21 protein-coding genes are annotated in these 24,210 nt (G+C 34.7%); 15 read left to right on the forward strand and 6 right to left on the reverse strand.

Going from position 1 to position 24,210, the window contains the following annotated elements:
- Positions 1-37 precede the first annotated feature (37 nt).
- Together SHYC_RS06835 and zwf are read right to left on the reverse strand one after the other, a co-directional pair.
- Positions 38-895, reverse strand: coding sequence for an effector binding domain-containing protein (locus SHYC_RS06835; protein ID WP_039645648.1), 858 nt, complete (start codon positions 893-895; stop codon positions 38-40).
- A 101-nt stretch (positions 896-996) separates the two neighbouring features.
- The gene (gene zwf / locus SHYC_RS06840) at positions 997-2,481 is read right to left on the reverse strand and encodes a glucose-6-phosphate dehydrogenase (RefSeq protein ID WP_039645651.1); all 1,485 of its coding nucleotides are present in this window, start codon (positions 2,479-2,481) and stop codon (positions 997-999) included.
- A gap of 160 nt (positions 2,482-2,641) precedes the next feature.
- Here zwf and rnz point away from each other — a divergent pair, with 160 nt between their 5' ends.
- On the forward strand, positions 2,642-3,559 hold the full coding sequence (rnz, locus tag SHYC_RS06845) for a ribonuclease Z (RefSeq protein WP_039645653.1): 918 nt from the start codon (positions 2,642-2,644) through the stop codon (positions 3,557-3,559).
- Between the two features lie 223 nt (positions 3,560-3,782).
- Here rnz and proC read toward each other — a convergent pair whose 3' ends face one another.
- Positions 3,783-4,610, reverse strand: a complete 828-nt coding sequence (gene proC / locus SHYC_RS06850) for a pyrroline-5-carboxylate reductase (RefSeq protein ID WP_039645655.1) — start codon at positions 4,608-4,610, stop codon at positions 3,783-3,785.
- A 343-nt stretch (positions 4,611-4,953) separates the two neighbouring features.
- On the opposite strand from proC, the gene SHYC_RS12030 reads away from it, so the two are divergent.
- Complete coding sequence (locus tag SHYC_RS12030; RefSeq protein WP_082021540.1) at positions 4,954-9,288, forward strand: Cna B-type domain-containing protein; 4,335 nt, start codon at positions 4,954-4,956, stop codon at positions 9,286-9,288.
- Positions 9,289-9,362: 74 nt separating this feature from the next.
- Here SHYC_RS12030 and SHYC_RS06860 read toward each other — a convergent pair whose 3' ends face one another.
- Positions 9,363-10,271, reverse strand: coding sequence for an aldo/keto reductase (locus tag SHYC_RS06860; RefSeq protein ID WP_039645657.1), 909 nt, complete (start codon positions 10,269-10,271; stop codon positions 9,363-9,365).
- Positions 10,272-10,349: 78 nt separating this feature from the next.
- Between SHYC_RS06860 and SHYC_RS06865 the strand changes: the two genes are divergently transcribed.
- The 3 genes from SHYC_RS06865 to xerD all read left to right on the forward strand — a co-directional run bounded on the left by SHYC_RS06865 (position 10,350) and on the right by xerD (position 12,373).
- Complete coding sequence (locus SHYC_RS06865) at positions 10,350-10,892, forward strand: NUDIX hydrolase (RefSeq protein WP_039645659.1); 543 nt, start codon at positions 10,350-10,352, stop codon at positions 10,890-10,892.
- Positions 10,893-10,995: 103 nt separating this feature from the next.
- Positions 10,996-11,448 (forward strand): ferric iron uptake transcriptional regulator, encoded by a 453-nt coding sequence (gene fur, locus SHYC_RS06870; protein WP_039645661.1) that lies wholly within the window; start codon positions 10,996-10,998, stop codon positions 11,446-11,448.
- 37 nt (positions 11,449-11,485) lie between these two features.
- Positions 11,486-12,373: a site-specific tyrosine recombinase XerD gene (xerD, locus tag SHYC_RS06875; protein WP_039645663.1), complete on the forward strand. Its 888-nt coding sequence runs from the start codon at positions 11,486-11,488 to the stop codon at positions 12,371-12,373.
- A 23-nt stretch (positions 12,374-12,396) separates the two neighbouring features.
- Here xerD and SHYC_RS06880 read toward each other — a convergent pair whose 3' ends face one another.
- Positions 12,397-12,900 carry a DUF309 domain-containing protein gene (locus SHYC_RS06880; protein WP_052257833.1) on the reverse strand — a complete coding sequence of 168 codons (504 nt, stop codon included), beginning with the start codon at positions 12,898-12,900 and terminating at the stop codon, positions 12,397-12,399.
- Between the two features lie 97 nt (positions 12,901-12,997).
- Between SHYC_RS06880 and SHYC_RS06885 the strand changes: the two genes are divergently transcribed.
- From SHYC_RS06885 to SHYC_RS06910, 6 genes are all read left to right on the forward strand, one after another.
- On the forward strand, positions 12,998-13,732 hold the full coding sequence (locus tag SHYC_RS06885; protein ID WP_039645665.1) for a segregation and condensation protein A: 735 nt from the start codon (positions 12,998-13,000) through the stop codon (positions 13,730-13,732).
- A complete protein-coding gene (scpB, locus tag SHYC_RS06890; protein WP_039645667.1) occupies positions 13,716-14,261 on the forward strand; it encodes an SMC-Scp complex subunit ScpB in 546 nt (181 codons plus the stop codon). The genes SHYC_RS06885 and scpB overlap by 17 nt, the downstream gene beginning before the upstream one ends.
- On the forward strand, positions 14,258-14,998 hold the full coding sequence (locus SHYC_RS06895) for a pseudouridine synthase (RefSeq protein ID WP_039645669.1): 741 nt from the start codon (positions 14,258-14,260) through the stop codon (positions 14,996-14,998). The genes scpB and SHYC_RS06895 overlap by 4 nt, the downstream gene beginning before the upstream one ends.
- Before the next feature lie 128 nt (positions 14,999-15,126).
- Complete coding sequence (locus SHYC_RS06900) at positions 15,127-15,852, forward strand: response regulator (RefSeq protein ID WP_039645671.1); 726 nt, start codon at positions 15,127-15,129, stop codon at positions 15,850-15,852.
- Entirely contained in the window at positions 15,836-17,572 is a 1,737-nt protein-coding gene (locus SHYC_RS06905) for an ATP-binding protein (protein ID WP_039647639.1), read from the forward strand. The genes SHYC_RS06900 and SHYC_RS06905 overlap by 17 nt, the downstream gene beginning before the upstream one ends.
- Positions 17,573-17,703: 131 nt before the next feature.
- Positions 17,704-18,252, forward strand: coding sequence for an ECF transporter S component (locus tag SHYC_RS06910; RefSeq protein ID WP_039645673.1), 549 nt, complete (start codon positions 17,704-17,706; stop codon positions 18,250-18,252).
- Between the two features lie 104 nt (positions 18,253-18,356).
- Here the strand turns inward: SHYC_RS06910 and SHYC_RS06915 are convergent, their stop codons facing one another.
- On the reverse strand, positions 18,357-18,605 hold the full coding sequence (locus SHYC_RS06915; protein WP_037573797.1) for a ferredoxin: 249 nt from the start codon (positions 18,603-18,605) through the stop codon (positions 18,357-18,359).
- Between the two features lie 105 nt (positions 18,606-18,710).
- On the opposite strand from SHYC_RS06915, the gene SHYC_RS06920 reads away from it, so the two are divergent.
- From SHYC_RS06920 to SHYC_RS06935, 4 genes are all read left to right on the forward strand, one after another.
- Entirely contained in the window at positions 18,711-19,667 is a 957-nt protein-coding gene (locus tag SHYC_RS06920; protein ID WP_039645676.1) for a helix-turn-helix domain-containing protein, read from the forward strand.
- The gene (locus tag SHYC_RS06925; RefSeq protein WP_039645678.1) at positions 19,657-21,033 is read left to right on the forward strand and encodes a RecQ family ATP-dependent DNA helicase; all 1,377 of its coding nucleotides are present in this window, start codon (positions 19,657-19,659) and stop codon (positions 21,031-21,033) included. Before SHYC_RS06920 ends, SHYC_RS06925 begins: the two co-directional genes overlap by 11 nt.
- Before the next feature lie 171 nt (positions 21,034-21,204).
- The gene (ebpS, locus tag SHYC_RS06930; RefSeq protein ID WP_456114807.1) at positions 21,205-22,845 is read left to right on the forward strand and encodes an elastin-binding protein EbpS; all 1,641 of its coding nucleotides are present in this window, start codon (positions 21,205-21,207) and stop codon (positions 22,843-22,845) included.
- Positions 22,846-23,083: 238 nt separating this feature from the next.
- Entirely contained in the window at positions 23,084-24,070 is a 987-nt protein-coding gene (locus SHYC_RS06935) for a YpdA family putative bacillithiol disulfide reductase (RefSeq protein ID WP_039645683.1), read from the forward strand.
- Positions 24,071-24,210 lie beyond the last annotated feature (140 nt).

Consider the following 24,210-nt stretch of genomic DNA (forward strand, 5'->3'; position numbering starts at 1 on the left):
AAAAAACACAAGGTCAACGTATTATGACCTTGTGTTTTTATATGTCATCATTTAAGAGTGGTATACCTAATTGTATTTTAGTATGTTCATGATCGAATGAAAAGTCGAACGGATACACTTCTAAATACAACGTGTCTTTCTCATATGGTATTGAAAATTGTAATGTCGTTTCAATATAGTGCCACGCCTCAGTCACTGCATAATCCATTTCGCCTTGTAAATTAAACATTGCATATTGGCGACGCTCTAAATAACGGTATTCTAAATGCGATGGCATACGCTCACTCGGGACACCCACAAATAATTCAAGACCGTGTTCAAGCGGACATCTCACGACGAACAAATCATGTGGACTGCAATCATTATAGTGAATTAAATCATCTATACGGCCATCAGCTTTTAAATCTTCGAGAAAATCTGGTACTAAAAATGGCTCCTCTAAATCTTGGCTTGGGATAAAACGTGAATAGCCTACCATCCCAAAATCACCGATATGTTCATTTCTATACGGTGGTGTAGGCTTAGTTGTGGTTGTTAGCTTTAAATAGAGTTGTGGTTGCATATTTAGTTGATCAGATTTCGTTTTAACTTGAAGCGGTGAAACACCATGATAATCACTAAAATCATGTGCAAAAGCATTCACATCAGTGTAATGATACTTTTTAGCGATATCAATTAAACGTGCATTGCTCTGTTTTAATTCTTTTGCAGCTAATGATAAACGTCTCGCTTTATAATAATCTTCCGGTGTTTGTCCGGTAATCATTAAAAAAGATTGTGATAAGTGATAAGGTGACATTTCAACGTAATCACTTAAATGTTGTAAATCATACGATTCATACAGATGGTCTTCAATATAAATAATCGCTTGTTGAATGTGTTTGATAACGTCCAAAAGGGTCACTCCTAAATTACTTTAACAAAAAGCATTACTTAATATTCTATTATAAATCAAAAAGAGCTAAGTAGCATTCAAAACATACTTAGCTCAAAAATTTATTGAATGTCGTCCCACCATTTTAGGCCATCTCGACTTAAAAGTAGATCACTTTCAAGTGGGCCATTCGTACCTGCCTTGTAATTCGGAAATTCAGGTTCAAATTTAGACCAAGCATCTGAAATAGAATCAACAAATTTCCAAGTTGATTTGAGTTCTTCCCAATGTGTGAAGTTTGTCGCATCGCCATTTAATGCATCGTATAAAAGATTTTCGTATGCATCTACAGTATTCATTTTATCTTGTGCACTCATCGCATAGGACAATTGAACGGGTTCTGTTTCAATGCCTTGGACGTATTTTTTACCATTTAAATGAATCGATACACCTTCATTTGGTTGTATATTAATCACAAGAAGATTAGAATCCAAATGTTTATCTCTTTGATAATATAAATTCATTGGTACTTCTTTAAATTCTACCACTACTTGAATGGATTTGCGTTTCATACGTTTTCCGGTACGGATATAGAATGGAACACCTGCCCATCTAAAATTATCGATAAGGACTTTACCAGAAACAAACGTTGGCGTCACCGAATCCGATGCCACTTTATCTTCATCGCGATATGCTATTACATCCTGGCCATTAATTTCACCAGCATCGTATTGACCACGAACAAAATGATGCCTAACGTCTTCAGTAGGGAGTACACGTAATGATTTTAGAACTTTAACTTTTTCCGAACGAATATCATCACTATGTAGGCTAATCGGTGGCTCCATCGCAAGCAAGGCAACCATCTGTAACATATGGTTTTGAACCATATCTTTTAATGCACCACTAGATTCATAATATCCACCACGATCTTCTACACCTAATATTTCAGATGAAGTCACTTGTATATTTGAAATGTATTTATTATTCCATAACGGTTCGAACATAGCATTGCTAAAACGTAAAACTTCTATATTTTGAACCATATCTTTACCTAAGTAATGATCAATACGGAAAATTTCTTCTTCTTTAAAAGAACGACGAATTTGCTGATTTAATTCTTCCGCTGATTTTAAATCGCTACCAAAAGGTTTCTCAATGACCAAGCGTTTAAAACCTTTTGTGCGCGTAAGACCAGAAGATTTTAAATAATCGGTTACTGTACCAAAAAATTGAGGTGCCATCGCTAAATAGAAGAGGCGATTGCCTTCAAGAGAAAACTCTTGATCAAGTGTTTCACTTAATTGTAATAAATCCGCATAGCTTGCTTCATCATTGACATCGTGAGGTTGATAAAAAACATGTTGCATGAACTTATCTAAATGTTTCGTATCTTGGACATGAGCTTGAATCGAAGCTTTTACTTGCGCTCTAAAATCATCATTAGTCAATTGACGTCGACCAATCCCAATAACCGCAATACGGTCATCTAAGTTGTCTTGTTGAAATAAATGAAATAGGGATGGGAATAATTTGCGGTGACTTAAATCACCTGTCGCCCCGAAGATAGTAATCAATGCTGGAATTTGCTTTTTTGACTTATTCAAGATTCAAAACCTCAATTCTTAATTTATATCATATTTGTTATTATAAAACATTCAACACATTTAGGTCATACAATCTGCATTATTTATATACATATTCTAATATTTTATGTCCCGCTTCAACACATTTTTATGATACTATAACGCTAAGGAGGCGCACACCATGGAAATTACGTTTTTTGGAACGAGTGCTGGGTTGCCCACTAAAGAACGTCACACACAATCAATCGCTTTATCATTGGAACCGTATGATACTGATGTTTGGTTATTCGACGTGGGGGAAGCCACACAACATCAAATCTTGCATCATTCAATAAAACTAGGAAAAGTAAGCCATATTTTTATTACACATATGCACGGAGATCATGTTTTTGGTCTACCCGGTGTGTTAACGAGTCGTTCTTTCCAAGGTGGAGAAGCAAAACCATTAACGGTAGTAGGGCCATCAGGGATTAAAGATTTTATCGAATATAATATGGCATTAACACATTCACATTTAAATTATCCCATACATATTATTGAACTTAATCAAGAAATTGATCTCACTTTTAATCAATTTCAAGTTAAAGCTTATCCGTTAAATCATGGCGTACCGTGTTACGGTTTTCGAATCGAAGCACCAAGTACACCAGGTAAATTAGATGTAAATAAATTAAAAGCCTTAGGAATACAACCTGGCCCACTTTATCAAAACATTAAAACACAAGACACATTTGAATATGAAGGCAAAATATACGATACCGCGCCATTTAAGGGCCCAGACAAACATGGCCCTGTCATTGGGATTTTTGGCGATACAAAACCTTGCGTGAATCAAATTAAAATAGCACAAGATGCTGATGTCATTGTTCATGAATCCACGTATATTGAAGGTGATAAAATACGGGCAAATAACTATCACCACAGTCATATAGAGGATGTGCTAAAACTTTTAAATGATGCAAATGTCAAACATGGATTACTTACACATTTAAGTAATCGATATACGTTAGATGATATCGCGCAAATAGAAACACAACTTCATGAAACTACAAATCGCTCATTTCAATTTGTGAAGGACTATGATACTTATCGCTTTTAAAGCATACAAATATAAAACGTCCGCCGACATTAGATCGGTGGACGTTTAATTAATCACTAAAATTCATTTGAATACATAGGGCGTTACACTGTGATCATCCCATTATAGACACGTCTAGCTAACGGTTGTTTCAATACGACAAACAAGTCTCGTTTAAGGACGATGGTAATTTAAAGAAAACAAACTAGTAAAATGCCTCCGTACTTAACGCTAATGGTTCATGTCATCCTTCACTATCATTATCATCTTTAGCAGACAATTCAACACTTCGATTTACAGCCGCATTTAAACAATCTTCAAAAATACCCTCAATATCATAATCTGATAGTTTGTTTAAGCCTGCTTGCGTAGTGCCACCTTTAGACGTAATGTTTTTTCTAAGCTGTTCCAAACTTAAATCTGAACGTTCAATCATTTTACCTGTACCAATGATAAGTTCGCGTATCGATTCTTCAACTTCTGATTTTTCCAGTCCTAATTTTGTCCCCGCATTCACATATTTTTCAAAAACATGGTAAAGAAATGCCGGACCACTTCCTGTAATCGCAGTAACTTGATGTAAGTGATCTTCTTTAACTTCAATTGCTGAGCCAAATGCATTAATTAGCGATAACACTTCATCTTTTGAACGCGGTCCAAAATTGCGAGAAAAACTGACACCAGTTACTGAATGACCCACTTGTGCATTCGTATTAGGCATAATACGTGCAATAGGGTTATGAGGGTTCAGTTTTTCACGTAAATAACTGATTGATAAACCAGCCATAATTGAAATGAATTTGTTCTTTTCATCTATATAACCGCGAATTCTATCAGCCAATTGGTCAAAGTCATGCGGTTTTGCCCCTAAAAAAACGTAGTCAGCATCTTTCAACAAGGCTTCATCATCGTAACTATAATGAACCCCTAATTCCCGATGATAATCTTCTAACATCTGTTGATTTGAGCGATTAGTTACATAAATATTTTCTGGAGGAATCAGTTTTGAATTTATAATTCCTTTAAATATCGCATTTGCCATGTTACCAGCACCATAAAATACGATTTTCATAAAGCGTGTCACATCCTAAATGATTAGTTTACATTTATTTTAACATAAAACAAATTGTGCTCATGAAAAGAGGGTGAACATCTAAACCACTCTTATAACCTTATAGTAATACATTCCCTAAAGTGGCATATTAAACATCATTGAGGGATTAAAAGTATAAATTTTTCAAGTTTGTTGAAATTTTAGTTAGTATTAACAACCACAATTTTGTGCCATCAAAACTTTGTCTTTAAAAACAAACAAAATTTACATTAAAATTATATTCCTTTATTTAGTGGTATAGTATATAATTTGGTTAGTAATATTTGAATTACTAAATCTTTTGAAAAATGGGGGGAATATGATGAACAAAAAAATATTGGTATTTATGGTCTTTGTACTATTATTAAATGTTTTAGCACCAATATTTCAAAGTAGTAACGTTACAGCAGCAAGTGACATTTCTTCTACAAACGTTACAAGTTTAACTGTATCTCCATCGCAAATAAATGATGGTGGAAATACTAAAGTAAGGGTAGATTTTAGTGACACAAATGGTCCTATCAAAAATGGTGATATAATTACAGTTTCATGGCCAACTACAGGTAATTTAAAAGTCGAAGGATACATTAAATCATTACCATTAACTGTTAATGAACAAGTGGTTGGACAGGTGCTAATAAACTCTGATGGGGCCACCATTACTTTTAATCAAAATGTCGAAAAATTAAAAGATGTCTCTGGTTTTGCTGAATTTGAAGTTCAAGGACGTAATCTAACTAATACAACACAGCAGAATACCCAAAACGGGTCTATTACATCTGGTACTAAAAGTGCGGAATTATCAGTAACAAAAAGTGAAGCGGGAACAGGAGGAGTCTTTTATTATAAAACGGGAGATATGCAACCAAGTGAGCCTGATTATGTTAGATGGTTTTTAAATATCAATACTCAAAAGGCTTATGTTATTAAAGATTTAACGATTCATGACCAAATACAAGGTGGTCAAAAAATTGATTTAAGTACATTAAATATACAAGTGGAAGGCTCTCATCCTAATAATATAACTGGCCCAACAGCTATAAAGGAATTTCAAGAAAAATACCCAGGATCAAATTTAACAGTAGACGAGAGTAATAATACAATAAACATTTTTATACCCCAAGGGTATGCTTCAAAAAACAACTTTATAGTAAGCTATAAAACAAAAATCACAAATGAAACACAACCTGAGTTTGTAAATAAAACACAAGCTTGGTATCAAGAACACAATCAACCAGAGGTAGCGGGTCAATCATTTGATTATTCAGTTCAGAATATTAGCGCTAATGCTGGTATTCAAGGTACCGTTAAAGGTGAATTAAAAATTCAAAAAGTTGATAAAGATACTAAATTACCGATTCCAGATGTTAAATTTACCTTAGCAAAATCGGATGGAAGTGTTATTAAAAATGGACAAACGTCTATTGAATTAACAACTGACGATAAAGGTATAGCAAATATAAAAGAACTACCTAGCGGAAGCTATATTATTAAAGAAATTGATGCCCCAGCTCCTTATACCTTTGATAAAAATCAAACATATCCTTTTGAATTAAAAGATTCGGATACTAAAGGTTATTTTATTCAAATAGACAACTCTAAAGCAGCAGAGAAAACGAAAGACGTAACAGCTAAAAAAGTTTGGAAAGATACTAAAGCGAATCATCCGACTGTTTATTTTAAATTATTCCAAAAAGACACGAATGGTGGAGAAACAGCTGTTCCAAATACAGAAGTTAAAACATTAGAAAACGGAACAACGGAAGTAACATGGAATGGTTTACCAGAAGTAGATAAAGATGGTAAAGCTATAGACTATGTTGTAAAAGAAGTTGACGCGCAAGGTAACGACACTACACCAGAGGGCTATACTAAAAAAGAAGAAGGTTTAACAGTCACAAATACTGAAAAGCCTCTTGAAACGACTTCAATTTCTGGTGAAAAGAAGTGGGACGATAAAAACAATCAAGACGGCAAACGTCCCGATGTTGTAACAATTAATTTACTTAAAGACGGAAAAGTCATTAAAACAACTGAAGCTTCTGCCGCTAATGGGTGGACATATGAATTTAAAGATTTACCTAAAGAAGAAAATGGAAAAACCATTGATTACAAAGTATCTGAAAAGGCAGTAGAGGGTTATAAATCTACAGTTGAAGGTACAACAATCACGAACCATTACACACCTGAAACAACTAAAGTTACTGGTGAAAAAGTATGGGACGACAAAAATGATCAAGACGGTAAACGTCCAAATTCTGTAGCCGTTAATTTACTTGCGAATGGTGAAAAAGTACAGTCTAAAACTGTTACGAAAGATACCGATTGGAAGTATGAATTTACTAACTTACCAAAGTATGAAAATGGTAAAGTGATAGAATATACAGTTACAGAAGATCATGTTGAGAATTATTCGACTACGATTAACGATACTACAATTACAAACAAATATACACCTGGCAAAACGTCTGCTACGGTCACTAAAAACTGGGAAGATGCTAACAACCAAGATGGCAAGCGCCCAGCTAACATTCAAGTTGAACTTCTAGCAGATGGCGTGCCAACTGGAAAAACAGTAACATTAAATTCAGAAAATGAATGGACGTATACATGGCAAAATCTGGATGAAAAAGCACAAGGTAAAACGATTACTTATACTGTGAAAGAAATTTCTAAGGTCAATGCGTATACTTCATCTATTGATAATAGTAATATGGGTAACTTGATTATTACGAATCACTATACACCTGAAACTACAGAAGTAAACGGTACAAAAGTCTGGAACGATAAAGATAATCAAGATGGTAAACGTCCAGAATCTGTAACTGTTAATTTATTGAAAAATGGTGAAAAAGTCGATTCTCAAAATGTTAATGCCGCATCTAATTGGCATTATGCATTCTCCGATTTACCAAAGTATGAAAATGGACAAATGGTTGATTATACAGTAACAGAAGACCACGTCTCTGATTACACAACGACTATCGATGGCACAACAATTACGAACACGTATACGCCGGGGAAAACGTCTGCTACGGTCACTAAAAACTGGGAAGATGCTAACAATCAAGATGGTCATCGTCCTGAATCAATCGAAGTGGAATTATACGCAAATGATAAAGCCACAGGTCAAAAAGCTACATTATCTGAAAGTAACAATTGGACTCACACATGGCAAGATCTTGATGAAAAAACACAAGGTAAGAACATCACTTATACTGTAAAAGAACTTTCTAACGTAAAAGGATATACATCTAAAATTGATGATTCCAATATCGGCAATGTAATACTTACGAATACACATACACCCGAATTAACTAAGGTAGAAGGTAAAAAAGTCTGGGATGATAAAGATAATCAAGATGGCAAACGTCCTAAATCAGTGACGATCAATTTACTCAAAAACGGAGAAAAAATTGAATCGCAAACTGTAAATGCTTCTTCAAATTGGACTTATTCATTTGATCATTTACCAAAATATGACAATGGAAAAGAAGTTCAATATACTGTCACGGAAGATCACGTTGAAGATTATTCAACTACTATCGATGGCACGACAATTACAAATCAATATACACCAGGTAAGACGTCTGCAACCGTAACTAAAAATTGGGAAGATCATAATAACCAAGATGGTCATCGACCGAAGTCTATTGATGTAGAACTTTTAGCGAACGGTGAAGCTACTGGTAAAACTGCAACGTTAGAATCTGACAATGATTGGACACATACATGGCAAGATCTTGATGAAAAATCAAATGGCAAAACTATTCAATATACAGTAAAAGAAACAACTGCAGTTAAAGGATATGAAACTTCAGTTAACAATGACAATATTGGAAACTTAGTCATTACAAATGCTTATACGCCAGAAACGACAAAAGTTGAAGGCAAAAAGGTATGGAAAGACAATGACAACCAAGATGGTAAACGTCCTAATCAAATTAAAGTAAATTTATTGAAAAATGGTGAAGAAGTTGATTCGACAACGGTGGATGCAACTTCAGACTGGACATACGCATTTAATCAATTGCCGAAATATGAAAACGGTAAAGAAATCAATTACAGCGTAACAGAAGATCATGTCGATCATTATTCAACATCAATTGATGGCACGACCATTACAAATTCGTATACACCTGGTAAAACTTCTGCAACGGTGACGAAGCATTGGGAAGATCATCAAAATATGAATAAACAACGTCCTGAATCAATTGAAGTGGAGTTACTGGCTGATGGTAAAGCTACTGGTGAAACTGTTTCTTTAAATGATAAAAATAAATGGACACATACGTGGAAAGATCTTGAAGAAAAAGCGAAAGGTAAAAACATCACTTATACTGTGAAAGAGCGTACGCAACTTGAGCATTATCATGTATCTGTAAATAACGATGATATGGGGAATTTAATCATTACAAATACATTTATTGACCCTACAAAACCATCGGAACCAAATAATCCAAAAGAAGAGAAACCAAATGAACCTGGTACACCTTCTGAAAATCCTAAAACATCAGAACAGCCGAAACCAGGCATTCCGAAATTCATTAGTGAATTACCAAACACAGGTAAAGCGTTAATGCAATCATGGATAACATGGGTTGTAATAGGGTGTATCGTTCTAGGAATTTACTTCATCTTTAGAAAAAGAAAATAGCCAATACGATTAAACTAAGACAATCATTATAAACCCCCGATATGCAACTCATCGCGTATCGGGGGTTTTGTATATTAATTTAAATGTTGATCGTATTCAATATTTTTAACGCATTGACGCGCATGCTGAATTTTATCTTCTGAAATATTCAGCTCATATTGTTTCACATTTTCTCTTATTTGTTCGGGTGAACTCGCGCCTGAAATGATTGACCCTAACACATCAAAGGACTTTAAATAACTGAAGGACAATGCGGTAAGTTGAGGTTCGTACTCATATAAGGTGTCTATAGTCTTTTTAAGGTCATCGTATGAATAATCAAAAATACCATCTTTAAATTTCTTTGCTAAGACATTATCATAGTTATCTGTAAGTAGTCCTTTAAACACAGGTCCTCTTGCTAACACTTTAACACCTTTAGCTTCTATATCTTTTAAAAGCGTTTCCGGTCTATTATCAATTAAACTAAATTGGGACATAATCGTTTCAATTTGACTATGTTGTAAATAATATTGAATCACATTTGGCCGAATAGATGATATGCCATACGCTTTAATCAGACCTTCTTTTTTTAATTCATCGAAAGCACTGATCGTTTCATCCAATGGGTCGTCTATCGTTCCTCCATGGAGCATATATAAATCCAGATAATCTAGTTGGAGGCGCCGTAAAGATTGTTTGACGTTTTCTTTTATATATTGTTTTGAAGGGTCCCAAAATGTTTCGCCATTCTCTTTTAGATGATTTCCCACTTTAGTACCAATTACGATATCGTCTCGGTTTTGATAGGGTTTTAATGCTTTTCCTACAATTTCCTCGTTGATGCCTTTGTCATATATATCTGCAGTGTCAAAATATGTGATACCTGAGTCTAACGCCGTCTCTATAATGGCTTGCGCTTGTTTAAAATCAATTCCAAGACTCATACATCCCAATCCCATTTCAGATAATTGAAGCCCGCTTTTTAACGTATTCTTTTGCATCGGTACACACCTTCCGTTAAAATTTAATCATATTCATTCTAGCAAACCTATGGGATAAATGAAAAGGAGAGGCATAAGATGTCATTTCAAGAAAAAACAATTTCAAAAAATACAATATATGAAGGTAAAATCATTACGGTTGAAAAACATTTAGTAGAACTCCCCAATCAAGCAACATCCTACCGTGAAGTCGTTAAACACAACGGTGCTGTCGCTATTTGTGCTTTGACTCCTGAAAATGAAGTTATCTTAGTTAAACAATATCGAAAAGCGTTAGAGGATACATTATTAGAAATTCCAGCTGGTAAATTAGAACCGGGTGAACGTCGAATCTCCGCTGCCAAAAGAGAACTTGAAGAAGAAACCGGATACATCGCAGACGATCTTGAACTCATAGGTGAAGTTTACGGAACACCTGGTTTTGCCAATGAGTTAATCTCAATTTATTTTGCAGAAAATCTGAAAAAAGGGGAGATGCAGTTAGATGAAGATGAATTTGTTGAGAAAATCTATTTTACTATGAACGATGTTAAAAAAGCAGTTGAAGGCCGTGAAATCAAGGATGCTAAAACATTAATAGCGTTCCAGTATCTATTATCACATTATAATCATTCTAAATAAAATGCTGGAAGGGTTGCTTTTTTTCTCAATTACTGTTAATTTAATACAAGTAATTCATACACATTAAAATGATTTTAAATTTCAGTAGAGGGGTGAAGCTTCCGTGGAAGAACGATTAAATCGCGTGAAGCAACAATTACAACAATCTTCATATAAACTCACACCGCAAAGGGAAGCGACAGTGAGAGTATTAATTGAAAACGAAGCTGACCATTTAAGTGCAGAGGATGTTTACTTAAAGGTAAAAGAAAAAGCACCTGAGATAGGACTTGCTACAGTTTACCGTACGTTAGAGCTACTCGCAGACTTAAAAGTTGTAGACAAAGTGAGCTTTGGAGATGGCGTGGCCCGTTTCGACTTGCGTAAAGAAGGATCTGAACACTTCCATCATCATTTAGTTTGCATGGAGTGTGGCCGCGTTGATGAAATTGATGAAGATTTATTACCACAAGTAGAAGAGCGTGTAGAGCGGGAATTTAATTTCAAAATACTGGATCACCGTTTGACATTTCATGGCATTTGCGAATCATGTCAAAATAATAATAAAGCTAAATAAATCACTTAACCTTTTAATATGAAATGAAGGTGATTACATGCAAGACGCTATCGATGAATATTTAAGATTTATTCAACTTGAAAAAGGATTGTCAGAAAATACAATTGCAGCATATCGTCGAGATTTAAATCATTATTTAAATTATTTACAAACGCGCAAAATCACACACCTTGATTTTATTGACCGTCAAACATTACAGCAATGGTTTGGCGTGTTGCATGATGAAGGCCGTTCAACGAAATCGATTGCACGTTTCACTTCGACTATTAGAAGTTTTCATCAATTTGCCTTACGCGAAAAATTCTCATCTAACGATCCAACCGTTCTTATTGAAACGCCTAAATATGAGCGGAAGTTACCGGATGTATTATCTGTAGAGGAAATTGATGTTTTACTTTGTACGCCTGACATTTCAAAAAACAACGGCTATCGTGACCGAACAATGTTAGAACTTTTATATGCTACTGGCATGCGGGTATCAGAACTGATAAGTATTGAGGTAGAAGACATTAACTTGATGATGGGCTTTGTGAAAGTGTTCGGAAAAGGAAATAAAGAGCGCATTGTGCCGCTCGGCGAAACAGTCATTGATTTTCTACGAAACTATATGGAAACTGTGCGCCCCCAATTATTAAAAAAACATGTAACACACACGCTATTTTTAAATATGCATGGCAAGCCTTTAACAAGGCAAGGAATATGGAAAATGATCAAACTAACAGGACAAAAAGCCGGTATTCAAAAACGGCTCACGCCTCATACGTTAAGACATTCATTTGCAACGCATTTACTTGAAAATGGTGCCGATTTACGGGCGGTACAAGAAATGTTAGGACACTCTGATATTTCTACAACACAATTATATACACATGTCTCAAAAACACAAATTAGGAAAATGTATCAAGAATACCATCCACGTGCTTAAACGTTAACTTAATTTATTTTAAGCTAACGTTTTTTATTTTGTAATGCTTGCATACGTGCTTCAATGACTTCATCTCGGTTGCGTAATTTGTGATGATGCAGAATATAAGGTGATGCGGTTACTGTTGTGAGTATATGATAGTTAGGGTAATGGGTTAAAATATTTTCTAACATTTTATGAGTGAGTGGTATGACGATAGGTGTAAAGCATTGTTTTCGTTCAGTACTTGCTATTAACTGGATTAATAAAACTTCAAATTGATGATATTTTACTCCTAAATCTTTATATGTTGCTTCATCATGTTGGCGAATGGTGTTTAAAGCTTTTTTATAAGACCGATGTGCGCCAGCAAAATTACCTCTGCGGTGGTGATAACACCCTGTTGCAATAAGAATAAGGGCGACGACAGGGTCTTCTTTTGTAAACGAGGCTTGCGCTTTCCATGCATCTTCCAATATATCATGACATAAGAAGTAATGTTGTTTTTGATGAAACTGTACATAAAATTCTATAAGTTGTTGATGCAAAATTATCACTCCAAAATTTATTGTTACTCATAAACATGCTATAATATTTTGGGATACAATGCATCCAACTTGCAATTAGAAATGAGGCAAAACACGCATGTATGAGGTGAAATTAGAAGCCTTTAATGGGCCTTTAGATTTATTACTCCATTTAATCAAAGAATTTGAAATTGATATATATGATATTCCAATGAAAGCATTAACAGAACAATACATGCAATATATTCATGCCATGAATCAGCTTGAAATAAATGTAGCGAGTGAATATTTAGTTGTAGCAAGTGAACTGTTAATGATTAAAAGCCGTATGTTATTACCCGATATTGCGCAAACAGATGATGATGACGAGGATCCTCGTGAGGAACTTGTAGAAAAACTGATTGAATATCAAAATTTTAAAGCCTATGCCTCGCTGTTAGAAACAAAAAAAGAAGCGCGTGCTCATTTTTATACGAAAACACCTTCTGATTTGTCTCATTATGAAAAATCAGAGCGTATGCCTGAAGATACGACGATTGATTTAACCGAGTTAATTGTGGCATATCAAAAAATGAAAACAAGGGTGGCTTTAAAGAAACCTACAAAAGTTCACATCAAAAAAGAGACATTTACGATTCAACAATCTACAGCGCATATTCATTCCAAATTACAACACCAACAATCTATCACATTTTTTGACTTGTTTACCTTTAATGAAACCATTGAACATGTAGTCACACATTTTTTAGCACTACTCGAAATGGCAAAAACGGGAATGATACAAATTCAACAAACACAAGCCTTTGACAATTTTAATATTACAAAAGGAGTCAACTATGACTTTAAATCATAATGAAATCATGACAGCCATTCTTTATACTGTCGGCGAAGATGGCATTGAACGTAAACAATTGGCTGAAATATTAGAAGTTGATGAAACGCAATTAGAACAATATATTCAAAACTTTCATATTGCTGGTTTAACGTTGCATCAGTTTGGTGAAACATTGGTTTTAACAACAACTGAAGAAGCAGAACAATATATAGAAGCACTCATCGTTAATAAAGGGAAAACAAAACTTTCACAAGCAGCAATGGAAGTACTAGCGATTATTGCATACAATCAACCGATGACAAGAAGTGATATTGAAATGATCCGTGGAATTAATTCCGATGGACCTGTTAAAACATTAATCGCCAAAGGATTAGTCGAACCGAAACAGCATCCTGAAACACGTGGTCAACAGTTGTTTACGACAGATTTATTTTTAAATGTCTTTGGTCTTCAATCGTTAGAAGCACTTCCAACGACGGACGAAGATGAAGAAGAAATAGAAAACTTTTTTAGTGAGCTCGTTAATCAGAAAGGAGCAACAGAATGACACAATTTGAACGATTACAAAAACGCATCGCAAACAGCGGCTATACATCAAGACGAAAAGCCGAAAAATTAATATTAGAAGGTAAAGTAGAAGTAAACGGTAAAGTCGTCACAGAATTAGGTACAAAAGTTGGACCTTCAGACCGTGTAAGTGTGGAAGGAATTCCATTAGAACTTGAAGATAAATTATATATTTTGTTTTATAAACCGACGCAAGTGATAACAAGCGTCTCTGACGATAGGGGAAGAAGGGTTGTAACAGATTACTTTGACGATTTAGAAACGCGTATATATCCGGTCGGACGCTTGGATTATGATACATCTGGTGTTTTACTATTAACAAATGATGGTGAATTCACCAATTTAATGACGCATCCGCGATATAAAATACCTAAAACGTATATCGCAAAAATTGAAGGCTATATTTTACGTGAACAAGTTAAAGCTTTAGAAAGCGGTATCGAATTAGAAGATGGAATGACGCATCCTGCGAAAGTTAAAGTTAAAAAGCAAGATAAAACGAAAAACAGCTCATTAATCGAAATTACGATTACAGAAGGACGCAACCGTCAAGTTCGCCGTATGTTTGAGCATTTTGGTTTTAAAGTAACCAAACTTTCACGTGTATCATTTGGACCTCTTGATTTAAAAGGTCTTGGTGCTGGTGAAGGTCGAGTATTATCGCCGCATGAAGTTAAAACGTTGCGACAACTTGCAACGCAAGGCGCTACCAAATAAATCGCACAAAATTTGAAAACTAACTCAATATAAATCTAAGTATTATTGTTTGATTATCTATTTAAACATTCCATATGCTATACTAGGCATATGAATGAATTGTCAGTAGGCGTGGGAGGTATGTCATAATGACTAACGAAATTTTAGTCGTGGATGATGAAGAACGTATCAGAAAATTATTAAAAATATATCTTGAAAGAGAAGGTTACTCAGTAGTTGAAGCTACAGATGGTGAAGAAGCACTTCTTCTTGCACAAGCGCATGATTATGCGTGTATTTTATTAGATCTAATGTTACCTAAACGTGACGGCATTGAAGTGGCGACTGTTTTACGCGAAACGAAAGAAACACCGATTATCATGCTGACTGCCAAAGGTGAAGAAAACAATCGTGTAGAAGGCTTTGAATCTGGAGCTGACGATTATATCGTTAAACCCTTCTCTCCAAGAGAAGTAGTATTGCGTGTCAAAGCACTATTACGTCGCACGCAATCACAACTTACAGATCATAACGAGCCACATGCACGTGATGTCATATCATTTAAACATCTTACAATCGATAATGATGCACATAAAGTGTTAGCTGATGATACACCTGTTAATTTAACACCTAAAGAATATGAACTTTTAATATATTTAGCAAAAACACCTAATAAAGTGTTTGACCGTGAACAATTATTAAAAGAAGTTTGGCATTATGAATTTTACGGTGACTTGAGAACTGTCGATACACATGTAAAGCGTTTGCGTGAAAAGCTTAATCGTGTATCAAGTGATGCTGCACAAATGATACAAACTGTATGGGGCGTTGGCTATAAATTTGAAGTCAATGAAAATAATGAAACGCCTGAATAACGTGGTTATAAAACTGTGGTTAACTATTTTGCTAATAGTAACGACAGTTTTAATTTTATTAAGTGCAGCCCTTATTACATTTATGCAGTATTATTTCACGCAACAAACAGAGAATACATTATTTGAAAATGCAAAAAGCATCAATCAAGTTTTAGATGAAAGTAAAGATAGACAAAGTGCCATCCGACAAAGTGATATCATGTTGGAAAAAAATAAAGGTTTAATTATCATTCCTGATTTTGTCCATTTTAGAAACACAAACTCAATTAAAGAAAAAATGCTTGAAGAAATTAAAGAAAATAAAGCGTTTGATAAAGTGCTTTCTGAAAAGCAGTCTGTACTTCAGCATATTACAGTCAATGTAAAAGGAATTGATCGTACTTACGTATTACTTGGGTATCCGGCGAAAGATTATCAAGGGCAAGCATCTGCTGTTTTTATCTATCAGGATTTAAAAAGTATTGAAGATACGAATAATGTCATAACCATTATTATTTTAATCACTGCGCTTATCTTCTTGGGTATATCGACTGTTTTTGCTTTTTTCCTTTCCACAAGAATTACAAATCCATTAAGAGATTTACAAACACAAGCCAGAGAAGTAGCGAGAGGAAATTATGCAAAACGTGTGCCTGTTCAAACAAAAGATGAAATTGGCGCATTGGCAATGACGTTTAATAAAATGAGTCGCAGTATTCAAACACATATTGATGCAATCACCACATCAAAAAATATACGTGATACATTAATCGATGCGATGGTCGAAGGGGTACTTGGTATGAATCATCGTCGGGAGATCATTTTATCTAACCAAATGGCAACGAACTTACTCCAAGAAATGCCTAAAGACCTTAAAGATAAATATGACGCACAAGCGAACCAAACATTTAAAACACGACGTACTGAATATCAAGAATATGAAATTAATAAACGCTATTTTGTCATTATTATGAGTTATATCGAACGCATTCAGCCAACAGGTGAGAGTGGATTAGTTGTGGTTATGCGTGATATGACAAATGAGCATCATATGGATCAGGTAAAAAAAGATTTCATTGCTAGTGTTTCACATGAGCTTCGTACACCCATCTCATTATTACAAGGATATACAGAGTCTATCGTGGATGGCGTCGTGACCGAACCTGATGAAATCAGAGAGTTTTTACTCATCGTGTTAGACGAATCCAGACGTTTATCTCGCTTAGTTAATGAATTACTTGACGTTGCAAAAATCGATGCAGAAGGTGTAACAGTAAGTAAAACAGAACAGCCTATGCAAGATTTAATTCAAAAAATGGCAATAAAATATAAGCAAGAAGCGCTGGATTTAGGCTTGACTTTAAATTTTCAAATGGATGGTATCATGACATGCAATTGGCAGTATGATTTCGACAGAATGGAACAAGTTTTAACAAATCTGGTGGATAATGCTGCAAGACACACCAAACCAGGAGATTGTATTTCTATTTCAGCAACAGAAACGGCAACAGACTTTATTCTTACTGTTTCTGATACTGGCGTTGGCATTTCACCAGAACACCTCGAAAAAGTGTTTGATCGCTTTTATAAGGTGGATGCATCGAGAAAGCGGGGCAAACAAGGAACTGGTTTAGGGTTATTCATAACTCGTATGATTGTCGAGGCACATGGGGGACATATATCCGTAATGAGTAAAGTGAACATTGGAACACAATTTAAAATCAAGTTACCTAAAGGTTAACCCTTATTCACAACACGTCCTGTCCAAACATTTACATTTCAAATAGATTAAATATTAATTTATAATGAATCAAACATAACTTTTAAAGTATGTCTTATCTTAAATTTAAACAATTAAAAGGGGGGAACCTAATGAAACAACGTCAAACAAGACGTATGATACTTGTTGGCATGTTAAGTGCTATAGCCTTTGTGCTTATGTTTTTAAAATTTCCACTGCCATTTTTACCACCCTATCTAACGATTGATTTTAGCGATGCCCCAGCATTGATAGCAACATTTCTATTCGGGCCAATCGCGGGTATTATGGTAGAACTCATTAAAAATTTACTTAACTTTTTCTTCAATATGAGTGATCCTATTGGACCTGTCGCGAACTTTTTAGCAGGAACTAGTTTCCTATTAACTAGTTATTTAATTTACCAAAAATCACGTACACAAAGGGCTTTAATCATCGGTTTAATCAGTGCTACGATCATTACGACGATCGTTTTGAGTGTGATGAATTATTTTGTACTTTTACCACTTTATGGTTTGATTATGAATCTTACTGATATCGTTCATAATTTAAAAATTATTATTACAGCCGGTATAATTCCTTTTAATTTGATTAAAGGGTTACTGATTTCAATTGTATTTTTATTACTTTATCCACGTATCTCAAGTATCTTAAAACGTTAATTGATTGAATTAGATTAATTTTTTAATCACAAAAACACTCGAGCGCATCTTTATCGCTCGAGTGTTTTATACTCATCTATATCATACCAATGAAATGATATTCACTATTCAAACTTAAGGGCATCGCCGTCAAACGATTCTTCCTCTACTTTAATAGAATCAGTAGGACAACCCTCAAATGCATCTTCTAGATCCTCATATAATTCTTCTGGCACAGCTTTAGTCCCTTGGTTATCGTCTAGAATGACATATGCGATACCTTCATCATCGTAATCATAAATGTCAGGCGCAGCAGCACCACATGCTCCACATGCGATACATGTATCCATATCCACGATTGTGTATTTAGCCAATTTTTTCGCCTCCCTTTTCAAAGTACCACACTCACATTATAATTTTATTGTAGATGGGTGTAAATTAATTTTCAATATTTTCGTTTATAGAATGAGGTGCACGCTATGAAAACCCTAATCCAATATGCTTATACACAAGCCTCACCGTATAAAACTGAAAAAAGCATATATAATATTATCATAGGTAAAAAATCACATCAAACTTTTTTTGATGCAGTCTCTTTAAAGCTTTTTTCGTTTTATGGTATAAATAAAAATCTCTCATGGAATACATTTAAATCTTATATTGATGATACGAATATTAAAATTAAAACAATACCAACATCCAATGAAGCAACGTACGAGACATTGACGCTCACATTTGAATGTCTTCAATTACTCATTCAAACACTTTCAAATATAAAGCATCACCACACTCAATTCATGCCAACGACCTCACACGTGCATATTCATCAACACGTTAAAAATCTTTATTTTCAGATTAAAAGCAGACAACTTGAATACAATGTCAAAAATGAAATATATAATTTATTCGATCAACTTAAAAGCAAACATAAACACATGGTAATTCATTATTTTTTAACAGGCTATGATGAATCTATGTATACACCTCATCAAGTTTCTCTAATAGAAGGCATAGAAAGTGATTTACTTAAAACATACATTTATTTCGATTTGTTTTATCTTCATGCACTACTTAAAGATTCAGAGCGCTTCCCATTTTTATCACAATGTTGCGCTTCTTTAAATGTTTCTAAGGCAGTGTACCGAACATTCCTCGATTTGAACGAAGGTCATTCTATCGATAAAATAGCAAAAATGCACAGGATATCACTAAATACTGTATATGATCACATCGTTGATTTATTTATAAACAATTATCTCACTGATATTACACCATTTATTTCAAATACTAAAGAATGTAACAACTTTATACAGTACTACCAAGAAAACCCGAAACAACGCCTGAAATATTATAAAAATGCATTTGAGATGTTTAGTTATTTCGAACTTAAATTAATGATTATTTACATCTCTAAAGGAGTACACCATGCTAACTAAAGCGCTAAAACACTATTTTGGTTTTGATTCTTTCAAACCTGGACAAAAGGATATTATCGCAAATGTAATGGCTGGAAAACATACATTGGGTGTATTGCCTACCGGCAGTGGTAAAAGTTTATGTTATCAACTTCCAACATATATTAAAGGAGAACCCACTTTAATCATTTCACCATTGATATCATTAATGGATGATCAAGTGATGCAAATGAAAATGAATGGTGAACAACGTGTTATCGCCATTCATTCTGGTATGGAGGAAAACGAAAGACAACTTGCTTTCAAACAACTCACATCTGCACGCTTTATTTTTGTAAGTCCCGAGTTATTAATGCAGCCTCATCATTTTAACCGATTTAAAAACTTGAAATTGGGACTGATTGTACTTGATGAAGCACACTGTTTGTCCGAATGGGGCTTTGATTTTAGACCGCATTATGCATTGGTAGGTCATGTGATACAACATTTCCAACATACCACGATTCTAGCTCTAACCGCGACTGCTACACCGCAATTACTACAAGATTTAACTACTGTTATTAACTTGCCATTTGAATTATATGATTCAAGTGTTAATCGTACTAATATTGCATTTGATGTAAAATTCATGTCATCCTATGAAGATAAGCTTGACTGGCTTCTAAATTTCATCAAAGATAGTGGTCCCACAATTATTTATGTATCTTCGAAAAAAGTAGGACTGCAATTAGCAGAACGCATTTATGCGGCAGGGCATTTAACTGGCCTTTATCATGGAGATTTATCCTATCAAGAACGCCAGACCGTGCAACATCAATTTATCAATAATGAGATTAAAATCATTGTCGCTACAAGTGCATTTGGGATGGGTATTAATAAACCTAATATTCGCTCTATCGTACATTTTCATGCACCATATAGCCCGTCCAATTATATCCAGGAAGTCGGAAGAGCTGGTCGTGATGGGGGAATGAGTCAGGCCATTGTATTGTATCAGCCAGACGATCAATTTTTAATGCAAAACTTGATGACACTAAATGCCATAAATACAACAGATATAGATTTGTATCAACAAAGCCAACTCATTGATGAAGAAAAACGCCAAATTATTGAAACGTTAAGACAACGTTTCTCTATGAAAGACTTAGTAGAAATATTTAATAAGCAATACCTATTAAAACATCGGGCATACCGTCATATGATGCATTTTATAATGACGAAACAATGTAGACGTTCTATTATTTTGCGTTATTTTAATTCATCGGCTACACAAGACCAACATTGTTGTGATATATGTGACAATATCTTACATATTTCTGAAAAAAATGGTAAAAAAGTAAAAAGACAAATAAATTATATTGAAAAGCTCAAAAGTTTACTTGAATAGCCTCAATTCACTTTACTTTACAAATTTAAAGTCGCTATAATTAATACACAACTATGATCATCTAGGCATGGTTTACTGTTAAGTTGAGTTACTTTCTTGAATTCAAACATGAAATAGCTAAATAATGTTTGAAAAGTGCCGAGATAAGCTATATATACAGTAATAGAAAGGGTGAATACTTTGTCAAAAGATAACTTTAAAGACGATTTTGAACGTAACCGTCAAGAAATCAAACCAAAACAATCTGAACCATCACAAACTGATGTAGATGAAGATACTTCTTCTTTTGATGTTAGAGACGAACATCAACATTTTCCACCGAGAAATGCTTCTCGACGTCATCGCAAACGTGATTTAGGGCCAACATCGGATAGAAATCAACCTTCTGAAAGCAATGATAAAAATGAGTTGAATGAAGGACAAGGTAAACGTCCAGGAATTCTAGGAGGATTTGTTAATAAAAAACAATCTTCAGATGAAACGAATCATGCATCACATGATCAAAATTCTGCCGACACATCAAACCGTGGCGAAAAGATTAGAGACTATGCTAAAGAGGATACACAAAATAAACATAAAGACGTCCGTGATGATGGCCGTCCAGAGCATCATGGTGGTCAACACCGTGAACAAATTCATTCAGATAAAAGCACCAATCAGCCACAAGCTCATATCGGAGATGACAAGAAAATCGATTCCCCGAATGACTCAACTTCAGCACATGCTTCAAATCATGATGCACAAGAAAGAACGCGAAATATGAGTGCTTCTCCTAGAGATAAACGTGACAAAGCAACCATAACAAACGACTCACAAAAGCTTGAAAACCAATCTAAGCATATTGATGATAAGCACCGTAAAGCCAAACAACCTGATGCCACTGGAAAAGGTGTACATACATCAAAACCTGATCTAAAAGGCAAAAAAGTTGCTGCAGGTGTTGGCGCTGCGGGGGTTGCTGGTGCAGCTGCTAAACATCATCATGATCAAAAAGACGCACATCGCGGTGATCACCACAATGAGAATCGTCATGCAAATGACCCGAAACATGATCGCCGTCATAATCAAACGCAGGACGAACGTCAATCTCATAAAGGCAAAAAAGTTGCTGCGGGTGTTGGCGCTGCGGGTGTTGCTGGTGCAGCTGCTAAACATCAACATAATCAAAAAGCTGATCATGCACAAAAAGAACAACAACATCAAAAAGCCACAGAGACCGGAGCGGGTACTACGGGTGTTGCTGGTGCTCATCGTGGCCACGGTCATGACAATCACTCAAATGAAAAACGTGGTGGCTGTTTCAAGAGAATCATTCCGCTTCTCGCTGCGTTATTATTATTAGGTGCGTTAGCAATATTTGGTGGCATCTATTTGTTTAATCAAGGTAGTAACGATAATCATGATAAAGATAATCAAACAGAACTAGCTAAAAAAGATAATGCAAAAGATAAAGAGGCTAAGGACAAAGCTGCTGATAAAGATCAAGCATCTAAGGAAAACGATGCGTCAAAAGATAAAAAGACGACTGAAGAAGCTTCATCTCAAAACAATGACGCTTCACAACAAAACAACCAACAAAATGGTATCAATCAACAAGACCAGTCACAGCAAAATACACAAAACACACAAAATCCAAACCAACAAAACCAAGCTGGTGGTCAATCGCATACTGTTACAGGTAACGAGAATTTATATCGTATTGCAATTCGCTACTACGGTAATGGCTCACCTGAAAATGTTGAAAAAATTAGAAGAGCCAATGGTATTTCCGGTAATAACATTAGTAACGGTCAACACTTAATTATTCCATAATTTTTTGCAATTCAACTAATTTAAGTGATACAAAAATCAAAGTTATTTTTGTATCACTTTTTATTTATTTTCTCAAACATTGTCAACTTTATTAACGGCAATCATTTCCATTTTGTTCTATCCATGATATTGCTATAATAAATCATGGATGAAATAGAACGATGTCATCGTTTAGAACGGTAAGGAGGTAGATTCCTAACTTCAGTGACCCGAAAGTCATGAAAAGGAATCGCGAATTATGATTAAAATTGAAAGTATTATTATAGGTGGCGGACCTTGTGGATTAAGCGCCGCAATAGAACAAAAGAAAAAAGGCATCGAGACTTTAATTATCGAAAAAGGCAATATTGTAAATGCAATTTATCATTATCCAACACACCAAACATTTTTTTCATCAAGTGATAAATTAAGTATTGGAGATGTTCCTTTTATTGTAGAGGATTTAAAACCACGTAGAAATCAAGCATTAGTTTACTATCGTGAAGTTGTGAAGCATCATCAACTATCCATTAATGCCTTTGAAGAAGTTTTAACAGTTCGCAAAATAGACGATCATTTTACAATAACTACGACAAAAAACGTCTATCAATGTCGATTTTTAACTGTTGCAACTGGTTATTACGGTCAACACAACACACTGGAAGTAGATGGTGCAACATTACCAAAAGTGATGCATTATTTTAAAGAAGCGCATCCTTATTTCGATCAAGATATTCTCATCATTGGTGGTAAAAATTCAGCCGTAGACGCAGCGATAGAATTAGAAAAAGCGGGTGCACGCGTTACTGTAATTTACCGTGGTGCAAATTATTCACCTTCAATTAAACCGTGGATATTACCTAATTTTGATTCACTCGTTCGCAGAAATAACATCAAAATGCACTTTAATAGCAATGTGACAAAAATAACTGATGATAGTGTTACTTTTGAAACAAACGGTGAAGAAACAACGATTAAAAATGATTATGTTTTTGCAATGATTGGCTACCATCCAGATTACGAATTTTTAAATGCAATCGGTATTAAAACACATACGAATGAGTTTGGCACAGCACCGGTTTATAATAAAGACACATATGAAACGAATATTCATAATTGTTATATTGCAGGTGTGATTGCTGCGGGCAATGACGCAAATACCATTTTTATTGAAAATGGAAAATATCATGCGAATGATATCGCAAATGACATATTGTCAAAAAAGCAAGCGCCTCTAGAATCATAAACACAACGCTTTAGAACATCATTAAACCCATTTTTTCATCTTATTTTTATGCCTTCATGATTAGTTATATAAGAGAATAAACAATAGCCAACAAATTCATGATATGCACCCTATAAAGTAGACACTTAAAAAGTGAAAAC

The sequence above is a fragment of the Staphylococcus hyicus genome (genome assembly GCF_000816085.1).
GTDB classification, from domain to species: Bacteria; Bacillota; Bacilli; order Staphylococcales; family Staphylococcaceae; genus Staphylococcus; species Staphylococcus hyicus.